At 65.6% G+C, this 13,451-nt stretch carries 11 protein-coding genes; 10 read left to right on the forward strand and 1 reads right to left on the reverse strand.

Annotation, left to right across the window (positions count from 1 at the left end; genetic code table 11):
* Positions 1–319: 319 nt before the first annotated feature.
* The 10 genes from ACZ48C_RS19260 (at position 320) to ACZ48C_RS19305 (ending at position 12,410) form a co-directional block, all read left to right on the forward strand.
* Positions 320–703, forward strand: coding sequence for a hypothetical protein (locus tag ACZ48C_RS19260; protein ID WP_464783703.1), 384 nt, complete (start codon positions 320–322; stop codon positions 701–703).
* Positions 704–797: 94 nt separating this feature from the next.
* Positions 798–3,716 carry a monovalent cation/H+ antiporter subunit A gene (locus ACZ48C_RS19265; protein WP_464783704.1) on the forward strand — a complete coding sequence of 973 codons (2,919 nt, stop codon included), beginning with the start codon at positions 798–800 and terminating at the stop codon, positions 3,714–3,716.
* On the forward strand, positions 3,716–4,054 hold the full coding sequence (locus tag ACZ48C_RS19270) for a Na+/H+ antiporter subunit C (protein ID WP_119255772.1): 339 nt from the start codon (positions 3,716–3,718) through the stop codon (positions 4,052–4,054). Before ACZ48C_RS19265 ends, ACZ48C_RS19270 begins: the two co-directional genes overlap by 1 nt.
* Positions 4,051–5,694, forward strand: a complete 1,644-nt coding sequence (locus ACZ48C_RS19275; RefSeq protein WP_424548279.1) for a monovalent cation/H+ antiporter subunit D — start codon at positions 4,051–4,053, stop codon at positions 5,692–5,694. Before ACZ48C_RS19270 ends, ACZ48C_RS19275 begins: the two co-directional genes overlap by 4 nt.
* Position 5,695: 1 nt before the next feature.
* Positions 5,696–6,172 (forward strand): Na+/H+ antiporter subunit E, encoded by a 477-nt coding sequence (locus ACZ48C_RS19280; RefSeq protein ID WP_119255770.1) that lies wholly within the window; start codon positions 5,696–5,698, stop codon positions 6,170–6,172.
* Positions 6,169–6,450, forward strand: a complete 282-nt coding sequence (locus ACZ48C_RS19285; protein WP_119255769.1) for a K+/H+ antiporter subunit F — start codon at positions 6,169–6,171, stop codon at positions 6,448–6,450. The genes ACZ48C_RS19280 and ACZ48C_RS19285 overlap by 4 nt, the downstream gene beginning before the upstream one ends.
* Complete coding sequence (gene mnhG, locus ACZ48C_RS19290) at positions 6,447–6,845, forward strand: monovalent cation/H(+) antiporter subunit G (RefSeq protein ID WP_464783705.1); 399 nt, start codon at positions 6,447–6,449, stop codon at positions 6,843–6,845. Before ACZ48C_RS19285 ends, mnhG begins: the two co-directional genes overlap by 4 nt.
* Before the next feature lie 229 nt (positions 6,846–7,074).
* Positions 7,075–9,831: a DNA translocase FtsK gene (locus tag ACZ48C_RS19295; protein ID WP_464783706.1), complete on the forward strand. Its 2,757-nt coding sequence runs from the start codon at positions 7,075–7,077 to the stop codon at positions 9,829–9,831.
* Positions 9,832–10,076: 245 nt separating this feature from the next.
* The gene (fba, locus tag ACZ48C_RS19300) at positions 10,077–11,120 is read left to right on the forward strand and encodes a class II fructose-bisphosphate aldolase (RefSeq protein WP_464783707.1); all 1,044 of its coding nucleotides are present in this window, start codon (positions 10,077–10,079) and stop codon (positions 11,118–11,120) included.
* A gap of 147 nt (positions 11,121–11,267) precedes the next feature.
* The gene (locus ACZ48C_RS19305; RefSeq protein WP_464783958.1) at positions 11,268–12,410 is read left to right on the forward strand and encodes an alpha-hydroxy acid oxidase; all 1,143 of its coding nucleotides are present in this window, start codon (positions 11,268–11,270) and stop codon (positions 12,408–12,410) included.
* A 6-nt stretch (positions 12,411–12,416) separates the two neighbouring features.
* Here the strand turns inward: ACZ48C_RS19305 and ACZ48C_RS19310 are convergent, their stop codons facing one another.
* Positions 12,417–13,451, reverse strand: coding sequence for a histone deacetylase family protein (locus tag ACZ48C_RS19310; protein ID WP_464783708.1), 1,035 nt, complete (start codon positions 13,449–13,451; stop codon positions 12,417–12,419).

Consider the following 13,451-nt stretch of genomic DNA (forward strand, 5'->3'; position numbering starts at 1 on the left):
CTCGCCGGGCGGCCGGGATGGTACGGCAGGCCCGGATATTCGGCGCGCCATGTCTCCGGGCGAAGAGCTCGTGCGGAGCAGGTCTGCCTCATGCGATTCGCAAAAACAGGATGCGCCCAAAGAGGCGTGCCTTCAAGCCGAAGGCCGCGCCGCGGGCCGGCCATTGTGTCGCAGAGAGAAAAATCATCCAACCGACGCAGAAAAACGGCACAATTTTGGAAAACTTTCACGCTTTCGGGTGGACAGCGTCAATCCCGCCAACGTATTGTCCGCATGAAGGAATCTTCAAGACGGACGGCGATATCGAGAGGCAAGGCGTTTGGCAGCAACAGGGCAACAGCATCGACCATTTCGTCGGGCTTTCCGCCTTCTCTGCACCGCGCTAACCTGTCTTCTGCTGCTGGTGTCCGCCCTTTCGATTCCGCCTGCCGCCAGCGCCGCCTCGATACTGTTTCGCACCGGCACGCTGAAGACTGTGGGCCAGTCATCCGTTCCTGTCGAGAAAGACTGCCGCAAGCGTGCGGTCGCAGGCAAGGTCGCGTCGTTCGACGGCGTCGGCCTCGACCATGCCTGCATTCCCGCGGAAACGGCGCACCGGTTTGCAGGCTCTCGCGCCGTGCTAGCCGTGCTTGCGCCGTTCCGGCCGCGCAATGGCGGTCTTGAAGCGCGAGGGGCTCGTGCCCCTCCGACGGAATTCGCCTGACGGCCGCCAGATCGACCCTCGATCGCGCGGTCTTCCGATGCGGCCGGTCCGCGGCCGAGAGAAGCTCTGACGTTCGAAAGCGATCGATCAAACGATGACAGGTGAAACCATACTGGTCCTGCTGGTCTGCCTTCCCTTCCTGGGAAGCCTTGCCGCGACCATTCTGCTGCGGACGGATTCCCGCGTGCTGGCGGCCCGCATGTCGGGTGCCGTGACCCTTGCGGGCTTTGTCATGACCGCGATGCTCTACCCCGCGGTGCGCAACGGCGGAAAGGTGCGGCTCGACCTCGAATGGCTTCCCCAGCTCGGCCTGAACGTCACCCTGCGCATGGACGGTTTCGCCTGGCTTTTCGCCATGCTCATCACCGGCATCGGCTGCCTCGTCGTGCTCTATGCGCGCTACTACATGTCGGAAGAGGACCCCGTTCCGCGCTTCTTCTCCTTCCTCCTCGCCTTCATGGGCTCGATGCTCGGCATCGTCGTGTCGGGCAATATCATCCTGCTCTCGGTGTTCTGGGAACTGACGAGCATCTTCTCCTTCCTCCTGATCAGCTACTGGCACCACAACGCCGCAGCCCGCGACGGCGCGCGCATGGCGCTGACGATCACCGGCATCGGCGGCTTCTGCCTGCTCGCCGGGCTGCTGGTGCTCGGCCATATCGTCGGCAGCTACGATCTCGACGCGGTGCTGGCGGCGGGCGACAAGATCAAGGCGCACCCGCTCTACCTCACCGCGCTGCTGTTGATCCTGATCGGCGCGCTGACCAAGAGCGCGCAGGTGCCGTTCCATTTCTGGCTGCCGAACGCCATGGCCGCGCCGACGCCGGTCTCGGCCTATCTTCACTCGGCAACCATGGTGAAGGCGGGCGTCTTCCTGCTGGTGCGGCTGTGGCCCGCGCTTTCCGGCACCTATGAATGGTTCATGCTGGTCGGCATCGCCGGCATCAGCACGCTGCTTCTCGGCGCCTATTTCGCGATGTTCCAGCAGGACCTCAAGGGCCTGCTCGCCTATTCGACGATCAGCCATCTCGGCCTCATCACCACGCTGCTCAGCCTCGGCAGCCCGGTCGCGGCCGTCGCGGCGATCTTCCACATGATGAACCATGCCACCTTCAAGGCCTCGCTCTTCATGGCCGCGGGCATCATCGACCACGAGACCGGCACGCGCGACATGCGGCGATTGAGCGGCCTCTTCAGATACCTGCCGATCACCGGGACGCTCGCCATGGTGGCGAGCGCGGCGATGGCGGGCGTGCCGCTGCTCAACGGCTTCCTTTCGAAGGAGATGTTCTTCGCCGAGGCGGTGGAGACCCATGCCGATTCCGTGCTCGACCGCATCCTGCCCTATGTCGCCACGCTCGCCGGCGCCTTCTCCGTCGCCTATTCGATCCGCTTCATCCACATGGTCTTCTTCGGCCCCGCGCCGACGGACCTGCCGAAGCCGAAGCCACACGAGCCGCCGCACTGGATGCGCTTCCCCATCGAGTTCCTCGTGCTCGCCTGCCTCGTCGTCGGCATCATCCCGAGCCTGTCGATCGGGCCTTTCCTGCATTCCGCGGTGGTGTCCGTCCTCGGCGATCGCACGCCGGAATACAGCCTCGCCATCTGGCACGGCATCAACACGCCGCTCATCATGAGCCTGATCGCGCTGGTCGGCGGCGCGGCGCTCTATGCGGTGCTGAAGGATTATCTCGCCAGATGCGACGACGGCCCGCCGCTCTTCAGGCACCTCGGCGGCCAGCGCATCTTCGAGCGCGTGCTGGTCACGGTCTCGTGGAAATGGGCACGCTACCTCGAAAGTCATCTGGGTACGCGCAACCTCCAGCCGCAGCTTCGCCTCGTCGCAGCCGCCGGGCTGCTCGCCGGTGTCGTTCCGCTCTACCTGGCGGGCTTTTCGCCCAAGGCCCCGGTCTTCGGCGATGCCGACCCCATCTTCGCGGCGGTCTGGTGCATCGGCGCCTTCTGCGCGCTCGGCGCGGCCTATCAGGCGAAGCATCATCGCCTCGCGGCGCTCGTTCTTCTCGGCGGGGCGGGCATCACCACCTGCATCACCTTCGTGTGGCTTTCGGCGCCCGACCTTGCCATCACCCAACTTGTCGTGGAGATCGTCACGACGGTCCTCCTGCTGCTCGGCCTGCGCTGGCTGCCCAAGCGCTGGGAAAAGATCGACAATGCCGTCTCGCTCGCCGCGCGCAGCCGCCGCTTCCGCGATTTCGTGCTCGCCATTTCCTGCGGCTTCGGCATGTTCCTCTTCTCCTATGCCATCATGAAGCAGCCGGTTCCCGACGCGATCGCCAGCTATTTCCTCGAAAAGGCCTATACGGAAGGCGGCGGGCGCAATGTCGTCAACGTCATCCTCGTCGACTTCCGCGGCTTCGACACGATGGGTGAGATTGCAGTGCTGGCCATCGTGGCGCTGACGGTCTTCGCGCTACTGCGCCGCTTCCGTCCCGCACCCGACAGCGTGGAAAAGCCGGAACAGCAGCGCATCCAGGCTGCCTTCGACGCCGAACGCCCCGAGCGCTCGGCCGGCGACACGGTACGCGACTACCTGCTGGTGCCTTCGGTGATCATGCAGTGGATGTTCCCGGTCGTCATCACCTTCGCGATCTACCTCTTCCTGCGCGGGCATGACCTGCCGGGCGGCGGCTTCGCGGGCGGCGTGACGATGGCCATCGCCTTCCTGCTGCAATACCTCGCCGGCGGCGTGCGCTGGGCGGAGGACCGGCTGCGCATCCTGCCGCTGCGCTGGATGGGCTTCGGCCTGGTGATCGCCGCCGCGACCGGGCTCGGCTCCTGGCTCTTCGGCTATCCGTTCCTGACCACCCATTCGCAATACATGGAGGTGCCGTTCATCGGCAAGGTGCCGGCCGCCAGCGCCCTGCTGTTCGATCTCGGCGTCTTCTCCCTCGTCGTCGGCGCGACGGTGCTGATCCTCATCGCGCTCGCCCACCAGTCCATACGAACGCATCGGGTCCGCAGTCTCGAAGCCCCCAAGGCGGAGGACGCCTGATGGAACTCATCCTTTCCCTCGGTATCGGCATCATGACGGGCTCGGGCGTCTGGCTCATCCTGCGCCCGCGCACCTATCAGGTCATCATCGGCCTCTCGCTGCTGTCCTATGCGGTCAATCTCTTCATCTTCGGCGTCGGCGGCGTGAAGTCCAATGCGGCGCCGCTGCTGGAGGAGGGCGTGCCGATCTCGACGATGACGGACCCCGTGCCGCATGCGCTCGTTTTGACCGCCATCGTCATCGGCTTCGCCACCACCGCGCTCTTCCTCGTCGTGCTGCTCGCGGCCCGGGGCCTCACCGGCACGGACCATGTCGACGGCAGGGAGCAGCCGAAATGAGCGGCTGGCAGCAACACCTCATCATCGCGCCGATCCTCATCCCGCTCGTCGCGGGCGCGCTCCTGCTCTTCTTCGACGAGCGCGAGCGTGTCGTGAAGGCGATGATCAGCGTCGTCTCGTGCCTTGCGCTCGCCGCCGTCGCCTTCAGCCTCTTCCGGCTTGCGGGCAATGGCAGCGGCGCGGACAGTTTCGAGGGCGTCTATCTCCTCGGCAACTGGCCGGCGCCCTTCGGCATCGTGCTCGTCGCCGACCGGCTTTCCGCCCTGATGCTCGTCCTGGCCTCGATTCTGGCGATCCCGACGCTTGTCTATGCGCTTGCGCGCTGGCATACGGCGGGCGCGCATTTCCACTCGCTGTTCCAGTTCCTGCTGATGGGGCTGAACGGCGCATTCCTGACGGGCGACCTCTTCAACCTCTTCGTCTTCTTCGAGGTGATGCTCGCCGCGTCCTACGGCCTCCTGATGCACGGCTCCGGCTCCATGCGCGTCAAGGCCGGCATGCACTATATCGCCGTCAATCTCGCCGCCGCGCTCTGCTTCCTCATCGGCGTCAGCGCCATCTACGGCTCGGCGGGAACGCTCAACATGGCGGACCTTGCCGTGCGCATCGGCGAGATCGAGGGCGAGCGGCGCATGCTGCTGGAGGCGGGCGCCGCCATCCTCGGCGTCGTCTTCCTCATCAAGGCCGGCATGTGGCCGCTGAACTTCTGGTTGCCGGGAGCCTACAGCGCCGCCACGGCCCCGGTCGCCGGCATCTTCGCCATCATGAGCAAGGTCGGCATCTATGTCATCCTGCGCCTGTCGCTGCTCGTCTTCGGGCAGGGGGCGTCCGCCGGGCTCGGCCTCAATGTACTGCTCTATGGCGGCATGGCGACCATCGCCTTCGGCACCATCGGCGTGCTCGCCTCGCAGGCGCTCGGGCGACTGGCGAGCTATTCCGTGCTCGTCTCCTCCGGCACGCTGCTGGCGGTGCTCGGCCTCAACAACGGCGTGGTGACGGCCGGCGCGCTGTTCTACATGGTCAGCTCGACGCTGACGATCGGCGCCTTCTTCCTGCTCATCGAGCTCGTCGAGCGCGGCCAGGACGCGGGCGCCTCGGTTCTCGCCGTCACCATGGAAGCCTATGGCGATGCGGACGAGGAGGATCAGGAGGTCGAGGTCGGCGTCACCATGCCGGGGACCATCGCGGTGCTCGGCATCTGCTTTGCCGCCTGCGGCATCCTCCTGTCCGGCCTGCCGCCGCTGTCCGGCTTCGTGGCGAAGTTCGCCATGCTGACCGGTATGATCGGCACCAATGTCGCGGGGGAGGGGCCGATCCCCGCCTCGGTGTGGTGGATCGTCGGCCTGCTGATCCTTTCCGGCCTTGCCGCGCTGATCTCCATGACCCGCGCCGGCATCCGCACCTTCTGGGCATCGATGGAAGGCACCGTGCCGCGCGTGCTCGTCATGGAGATGGCGCCGGTCATGCTGCTGATCGCGCTCACATTGGCGCTCACCGTCAAGGCCGGCCCGGCCATGAGCTACATGGAGGAGACCGTCCGCAACCTGCAGCAGCCCGCCACCTATATCGACGCGGTGATCAATGCCCGCCGCGCCGGGATTGCCGAACCGGGCGGGCCGGACGGCGGGGGAGGGATCTGACATGCTGCCCTATCCGCTCCTTTCCGCCTCGCTCGTCGTTATGTGGCTGGCCCTCAACGGCTTCACGCTCGGCCACCTCATCCTCGGCTGCATCGTCTCGGTCTTCGCCTCCTGGGGCATGGCGGCGCTGCGTCCGGTCAAGCCGCGCCTGCCGAAATGGTACCTGCTGCCCAAGCTGATCGGCATCGTGCTCTACGACATCGTGCGCTCGAACATCGCCGTCGCCTCGATCCTCGTCAGCGGCAGGAAGCCGCATCACAAGGCCGGCTTCATCACCGTTCCGCTCGAGCTGGAAAACCCGACGGCGCTGGCCGTGCTCGCCGTGGTGGTGACGAGCACGCCGGGCACGGCCTGGCTCGAATACAATTCGCTGAACCGGACGGTGCTGATCCATGTGCTCGACCTCGTCGACGAGGCGGAATGGCAGGCCCTGATCAAGGGCCGCTACGAGGCCTTGCTGCTGGAGATTTTCGCATGAGCCAAACGATCCTCGCCTGGTCCGTCACCTTCGCGCAGATCTGCCTGGCGCTCGCCATGGCGCTGGCGGCGCTGCGCATGTCCCGCGGCCCGCGCGCGCAGGACCGCGTACTCGCGCTCGACACGCTCTATGTCAATTCCATGCTGCTCCTGATGGTGTTCGGCATGCGCACCGGCAAGGTCATCTATTTCGAGGCCTCGCTGGTCATCGGCATGCTCGGCTTCGTCGCGACGGTCGCGCTCGCCAAGTTCCTGATGCGTGGGGAGGTGATCGAATGAGCGCCATCGAGCATGCGGGCGACCTGCCGGACTGGGCGGCGCTCCTCGTTTCCCTCTTCCTCGTCATCGGCTCGGGGCTGACGCTGATCGGCACGATCGGCTTCCTGCGCCTCAAGACGTTCTACGAGCGCATCCATGCGCCGACCCTCGGCACGAGCTGGGGCACGGGCGGCATCGTCATGGCCTCGATGATCTTCTTCACGGTGCTCGCGACACGACCCGTCGTGCACGAGATCCTCATCGGCATCTTCGTCACGGTCACGACGCCGGTCACGCTGATGCTGCTCGCCCGTGCGGCGCTCCACCGCGACCGGGCGGAAGGCAATCCGGACGTGCCCCCCGAGGCGCCGGGCGAGCCGGAGGCGGCCGAAGGACAGCCCGCCACCGGGGAGTGACCCAAGCCGCATCCCATATCGTCGTGCAGGCCGGAGAAATTTTTCCGGCCGGCGCAAACGCCCGTAGCGACCGGACGCGGGGGGGCTTTCGGCCCTCCGGAGCAATGGCGGAAGGTGCCTCGGCGCGGGAATGCAAACAGATTCTGCCGCTCTCCAAAGACATTGTTAACCTTCATTTCCTAACCATCTACGCATCCCCATCGGCAATGATCGTCGAGATTTCAGGTTCATGCGTATTTCCAGAACAAACTTCTATCCCGTCCTCGAGACCGAAGGGGAAAACGACGATGCGTCGTCGCATTATCCATATGAAAACAACGCCGTGACCGAGACGCCTCCGGAAGAGGAGGCGTGGCATGGCGAAAGCGAGCCGGTCGCCAACGACGACCACTACCGGCCGCGCTTCCGCTCGCCGGCCCTGCGCAGCTACGATCCCGGCCAATATGCCGACGGGACATGGGAGAGCCACTTCTATCTGGCGCCGAATGTCCGCTTCACGCGCACGCCCGACAAGGTCGCCGTCCGGATCGAGGAGGCGGCCGCCGAGGAGGTCACCAAAGCCGAGCCGATCATCGAAGAGCCCGTCCAGCCGGCTCCCACAGAAATGCAAGCAGAGACGTCCCAGGTGCAGCAGTCCCCAGTTCCCCAGTTCCCGGTTTCTCAGTCCCAGAACCCGCAGCCCGAAGCCGCTCCGGCTCCGCAGACCCAGCCGCAGCTGACGCAGGCCGAGCTCCTGCTGCGCCTGCGCGAAGCGCTGGAAGAACGCCGCCGCCGCTTCGAGGAGCAGCAGGCCCCGGCAACCGCCGCCGCGGCCGATCCCGTTCCGCAGTTTGTCCAGGCCGTCATCGCGGCCCGCCAGAATGCCGTTCCGGCCGATGCCGCCGTCGTCTACAAGCCCGCCGTGCCGGCACAGGCCCCCGCATTCACGTCCGCCCGGCCGGCCGCGAAGGCGAGCGTGCAGGAGGCGATCAGCCGTTTCGCCCATCTTTCCGACCATGCCTTCTGGGAAACCATGGTTCCCGAGGAGAGCGTTTCCATCGCCCCGGCGCGTCCGGCGGTGTCCGTCGTGCGCATGACGTTGCCGACGCCGGCGCCTGTCGCCACGATGCCGGCCCGCCCGGTCGAAACGCCGCGTGAGGAGCCGGTCTCCGTCGCCTCCCTCTACCGCGTCGTCGATTGCCGGCCGGCCGTGACGCGTCAGATGGCCGTCGAGACCGTTGCCGTTCCCGAAATCAAGGCCGAGCCGGTGGTCGCCGAAGCCGCGCCGGTCATCGAGACGGTGGAAGCCGTTCCGGCCCTCGTCGAGGCAAGGCCGGCCCCCGTGGCCGTTACGCCCGCCGCGGTCGTCGAACCCGTTCGCGAAACGCCCTCGTCGGTGCTTTCGCGCGCCCGGCCGTTCCAGGTCACGCTCGCGACGCCGACCGCCGATACCTATGAATACCCGCCGCGCGACCTCCTGCAGGAACCGCCGCGTACCGTCGGCTTCGTGCTGACGCAGGAGCAACTGGAGCAGAATGCCGGCCTTCTCGAAAGCGTGTTGGAAGACTTCGGCGTGCGCGGCGAGATCATCCATGTCCGCCCCGGCCCGGTCGTCACGCTCTACGAATTCGAGCCGGCCCCGGGCGTCAAGTCCTCGCGCGTCATCGGCCTTGCCGACGACATCGCCCGTTCCATGTCGGCGCTCTCGGCCCGTGTCGCCGTGGTGCCCGGCCGCAACGTCATCGGCATCGAATTGCCGAACGCCACGCGCGAGACCGTCTATTTCCGCGAAATGATCGATTCCGCGGACTTCGCCAAGACCGGCTTCAAGCTGCCGATCTGCCTCGGCAAGACCATCGGCGGCGAACCCGTCATCGCCGAGCTTGCGAAGATGCCGCACCTGCTCGTCGCCGGCACCACCGGCTCGGGCAAGTCGGTCGCCATCAACACGATGATCCTCTCGCTGCTCTACCGGTTCCGCCCGGAAGAATGCCGCCTGATCATGGTCGACCCGAAGATGCTGGAACTGTCGATCTATGACGGCATCCCGCACCTCCTGACCCCCGTCGTCACCGATCCCAAGAAGGCCGTCATGGCGCTGAAATGGGCGGTGCGCGAGATGGAGGACCGTTATCGCAAGATGTCGCGCCTCGGCGTGCGCAATATCGACGGCTACAACAACCGCGTCGCCGCCGCCCGCGACAAGGGTGAGACGATCACGATCAGCGTCCAGACCGGCTTCGACAAGGGAACCGGCGAGGCGATCAACGAGGATCAGGAACTCTCGCTCGAGCCGATGCCCTATATCGTCGTCATCGTCGACGAGATGGCCGACCTGATGATGGTCGCCGGCAAGGAGATCGAAGGCGCGATCCAGCGGCTCGCCCAGATGGCGCGCGCCGCCGGCATCCACCTGATCATGGCGACGCAGCGCCCCTCGGTCGACGTCATTACCGGTACGATCAAGGCGAACTTCCCGACGCGCATTTCCTTCCAGGTGACCTCGAAGATCGACAGCCGCACCATCCTCGGCGAGCAGGGGGCCGAACAGCTCCTCGGCCAGGGCGACATGCTGCACATGGCCGGCGGCGGGCGCATTTCCCGCGTCCACGGTCCCTTCGTCTCCGACGAGGAGGTCGAGAAGGTCGTGCTGCACCTGAAGGCCCAGGGCCGTCCGGAATATCTGGAGACGGTGACGGCGGATGAAGAGGAAGAAGAGGACGAGAAGCCGGCTGCCGGCGGCGCCGTCTTCGACAAGGGCGACATCGCGGCCGAGGACGGCGACGACCTCTACGAGAAGGCCGTCAAGGTCGTCATGCGCGACCGCAAGTGCTCGACCTCCTACATCCAGCGCCGTCTTGCCGTCGGCTACAACCGTGCCGCGTCCCTCGTCGAGCGCATGGAGAAGGAAGGCCTCGTCGGCCCCGCCAACCATGTCGGAAAGCGCGAGATCGTCACCGGCGAGCGCAACGGCTTCCAGCAGCCGGAAAGCGGCGACGACGAATAACTTTCCGCCACGTGGCGATTGCCCGGCTGCCGGGCAATTGTCCTACTTATTTGAAATGGATGGATTTTCCGGGTCCGGTCCGCTTACGCGGGCCGGATTTTTACCGTGTCCACGGGAAATCTTATTCCGCCATCGCATTTAATCGATTTGGCCCATGACGGGGTTCGCGGGGCCTGTTGCATATGGCGGACGATCTGTGAATAGTGCCGCCCGACCGACGAAATCTGCATCCAAGGAGGACAGGAATGGCATTGATCACCATGCGGCAACTGCTCGATCACGCAGCGGAGAACGACTACGCACTGCCCGCATTCAACGTCAACAACCTGGAATATATCCAGGCGGTCATGCGCGCGGCGGATGCTACGGACTCCCCGGTGATCCTGCAGGCGAGCCGCGGTGCGCGCGCCTATGCGGGCGATGCCTTCCTGCGTCACCTCATCCTCGGCGCCGCCGAGGAATATCCGCATATCCCGGTATGTCTGCATCTCGACCACGGCGACCAGCCGTCGACCTGCATCTCGGCCATCACCAACGGCTTCACCTCCGTCATGATGGACGGCTCGCTGCTCGCCGACGGCAAGACCGTCGCCAGCTACGAATACAATATCGACGTGACGGCGGAAGTGGTGAAGATCGCCCATGCGGCCGGCGTCTCGGTCGAGGGCGAGCTTGGATGTCTCGGCAACCTTGAAACGGGCGCCGGCGACAAGGAGGACGGCCACGGCTTCGAGGGCAAGCTGTCCCGCGAGGAGCTGCTGACCGACCCGGACCAGGCGCTCGACTTCGTTTCCAGGACCGGCGTCGACGCGCTCGCCGTCGCCATCGGCACCAGCCACGGCGCCTACAAGTTCACCCGCGCGCCGGACGGCGACATCCTCTCCATCGAGACGATCGCGAAGATTCATGCGAAGCTGCCGAACACGCATCTCGTCATGCACGGCTCGTCCTCGGTTCCGCAGGACCTGCAGGACCTTTTCACCGCCTATGGCGGCGAGATGAAGCAGACCTGGGGCGTTCCCGTCGCCGAAATCCAGAAGGCGATCCCGCTCGGCGTGCGCAAGGTCAATATCGATACGGACCTGCGCCTCGCCATGACCGGCACGATCCGCAAGAACTTCAAGGAAAAGCCCGACAATTTCGACCCGCGCACCTATCTGAAGCCGGCGACCGCCCGCATGACGGACGTCTGCAAGGAGCGCTTCGAGGCCTTCCGCACCGCCGGCAAGGCTTCCAGCATTCGCGTCAAGCGCCTTCCTGACATGGCGAAGTTCTACGCCGCGAAATAAGCCGCCTTCGGCCTGTCTTTCCACCCTCCCGGTTGCGGCCGGGAGGGTTTTTTCTTTGCACGGCAAACCCGCAGGAATCCATTGCGAGCCACAGTGCCTGCCCGTAAAAGGTTGCGGACCGCAAGCGCGAGCGAGGACGATATGAGCGTGGAACAGGCCCTGACGATCGCAGACCTCAAGGAACGGGCGCGCCGCCGCGTGCCGAAGATGTTCTTCGACTATGCCGATTCCGGAGCCTGGACGGAGGGTACCTACCGCGCCAACGAGGACGACTTCCACAAGGTGAAGCTGCGCCAGCGCGTGCTGGTCGACATGAGCGACCGCTCGCTGGCAAGCGAGATGATCGGCGAGAAGGTCTCCATGCCCGTCGCCCTCGCGCCGACCGGCCTTACCGGCATGCAGCATGCCGACGGCGAGATGCTCGCCGCCCAGGCTGCCGAGGAATTCGGCGTTCCCTTCACGCTCTCCACCATGAGCATCTGCTCGATCGAGGACGTGCGCTCCGTCACCACGAAGCCCTTCTGGTTCCAGCTCTACGTGATGCAGGACAAGGATTTCGTCCATAATCTCATCGACCGTGCGAAGGCGGCGGGCTGCTCGGCCCTCGTGCTGACGCTCGACCTCCAGATTCTCGGCCAGCGCCACAAGGATGTACGCAACGGCCTTTCCGCCCCGCCGCGTTTCACGCCGAAGCATCTCTGGCAGATGGCGACGCGGCCCTTCTGGTGCCTCGACATGCTCGGCACGAAGCGCCGCACCTTCGGCAACATCCTCGGTCACGCCAAGGGCGTCACGGACCTTTCCTCGCTTTCCTCCTGGACCACGGAACAGTTCGATCCGCAGCTCTCGTGGAAGGACATCGAATGGATCCGCGAACGCTGGGGCGGCAAGCTCATCCTCAAGGGCATCCTTGACGAGGAGGACGCCCGCATGTCGCTCGGCAGCGGCGCGGATGCGATCATCGTCTCCAACCATGGCGGCCGCCAGCTCGACGGCGCGGCTTCCTCGATCAGCATGCTGCCGCGCATCGTCGATGCCGTCGGCGACAGGATGGAAGTCCATCTCGACGGCGGCATCCGCTCAGGCCAGGATGTCCTCAAGGCCGTTTGCTACGGCGCCAGGGGCACCTATATCGGCCGCCCCTTCCTCTACGGCCTCGGCGCCGGCGGCAAGGCCGGCGTGCGTCGGGCGCTGGAGATCATCCACAAGGAACTCGACGTCACGATGGCCCTGTGCGGCGAACGCGATATCAGGAACCTCTCGCGGGAGAACCTGCTCAGGGACGTGTAAGGAGCCTCACACCTCCTCGAAGCCCTGCAGCACGTTCACCGCGTTCACGCCCAGCGCCTCCACCGCATAGCCGCCTTCCATCACGAAAAGCGTCGGCAGGCCGAAATCGGCGATGCGGCGGCCGATGGTGGAAAAGTGTTCGCTCTCCAGCCTGAACTGCGAGATCGGGTCATCCTTGAACGTATCGACGCCGAGCGAGATGACGAGGGCGATCGGGGCGTAGGTGCGGATCCTTGCATGCGCGTCCTCGAAGGCGGCCAGCCATTCCGGCCAGGCCGTACCGGCGGGCAGGGGATAGTTGAGGTTATGGCCTTCGCCCTTTCCGGCGCCGCGCTCGCGGGCGTAGCCGAGGTGGAAGGGGAATTCGAAATCCGGATCGCCGTGCAGGCTCGCGAGCAGCACGTCGTCGCGGTCGTAGAAGATTTCCTGCGTGCCGTTGCCGTGATGGTAATCGACATCGAAGATCGCGACGCGGGCATGGCCGTTGTCGAGGAAGCGCTGGGCGGCGATGGCGGCGTTGTTGAGGTAGCAGTAGCCGCCGAAGAAATCCCGGCCCGCATGATGGCCGGGCGGACGGCAGAGCGAAAAGGCGGTCCGCTCGCCGGCAAGCACGGCATCGGCCCCGGCGAGCGCCGTATCGGCGGCGCGCTTTGCCGCCTGCCAGGTCGTCTCGGTGATCGAGCCGGCCATGTCGAAGGAATAGTAGGAAAGCCGGGCATCGAGGCCCGACGGTGGAGCGTCGGTCATCGGCATGGACCGATGACGCCAGCTATAGGGCCAGACCTCGCCGTCGCGGCCCGCCGCCCGCCATTCGGCAAAGACGTTCTGCAGGAAATCGAGATAGTCCGGTGTATGGATGCGCTCGATGGCCGCCCGGTCGTAGGCGGCTGGCTCCAGAACCGGGCCGAGCCCGACTTCCCTGACGCGCCGAAGCACGATTTCGGCGCGCTCCGGCTTTTCGAAGGTTTCCACGATGCGGCCGAAGGATACCTCCATGCCGCTGTGATGCAGGTGATGGTCGGCGGTGTAGAAGGTTTTCAT

It is taken from the genome of Shinella sp. 1A1, from assembly GCF_055379515.1.

Bases quoted from the DNA above. Each gene is read 5' to 3' on its own strand.
- ACZ48C_RS19265 (WP_464783704.1), top strand. From the start codon at position 798: ATGACAGGTGAAACCATACTGGTCCTGCTGGTCTGCCTTCCCTTCCTG.
- ACZ48C_RS19270 (WP_119255772.1), top strand. From the start codon at position 3,716: ATGGAACTCATCCTTTCCCTCGGTATCGGCATCATGACGGGCTCGGGC.
- ACZ48C_RS19275 (WP_424548279.1), top strand. From the start codon at position 4,051: ATGAGCGGCTGGCAGCAACACCTCATCATCGCGCCGATCCTCATCCCG.
- ACZ48C_RS19280 (WP_119255770.1), top strand. From the start codon at position 5,696: ATGCTGCCCTATCCGCTCCTTTCCGCCTCGCTCGTCGTTATGTGGCTG.
- ACZ48C_RS19285 (WP_119255769.1), top strand. From the start codon at position 6,169: ATGAGCCAAACGATCCTCGCCTGGTCCGTCACCTTCGCGCAGATCTGC.
- mnhG (WP_464783705.1), top strand. From the start codon at position 6,447: ATGAGCGCCATCGAGCATGCGGGCGACCTGCCGGACTGGGCGGCGCTC.
- ACZ48C_RS19295 (WP_464783706.1), top strand. From the start codon at position 7,075: ATGCGTATTTCCAGAACAAACTTCTATCCCGTCCTCGAGACCGAAGGG.
- fba (WP_464783707.1), top strand. From the start codon at position 10,077: ATGGCATTGATCACCATGCGGCAACTGCTCGATCACGCAGCGGAGAAC.
- ACZ48C_RS19310 (WP_464783708.1), bottom strand. From the start codon at position 13,451: ATGAAAACCTTCTACACCGCCGACCATCACCTGCATCACAGCGGCATG.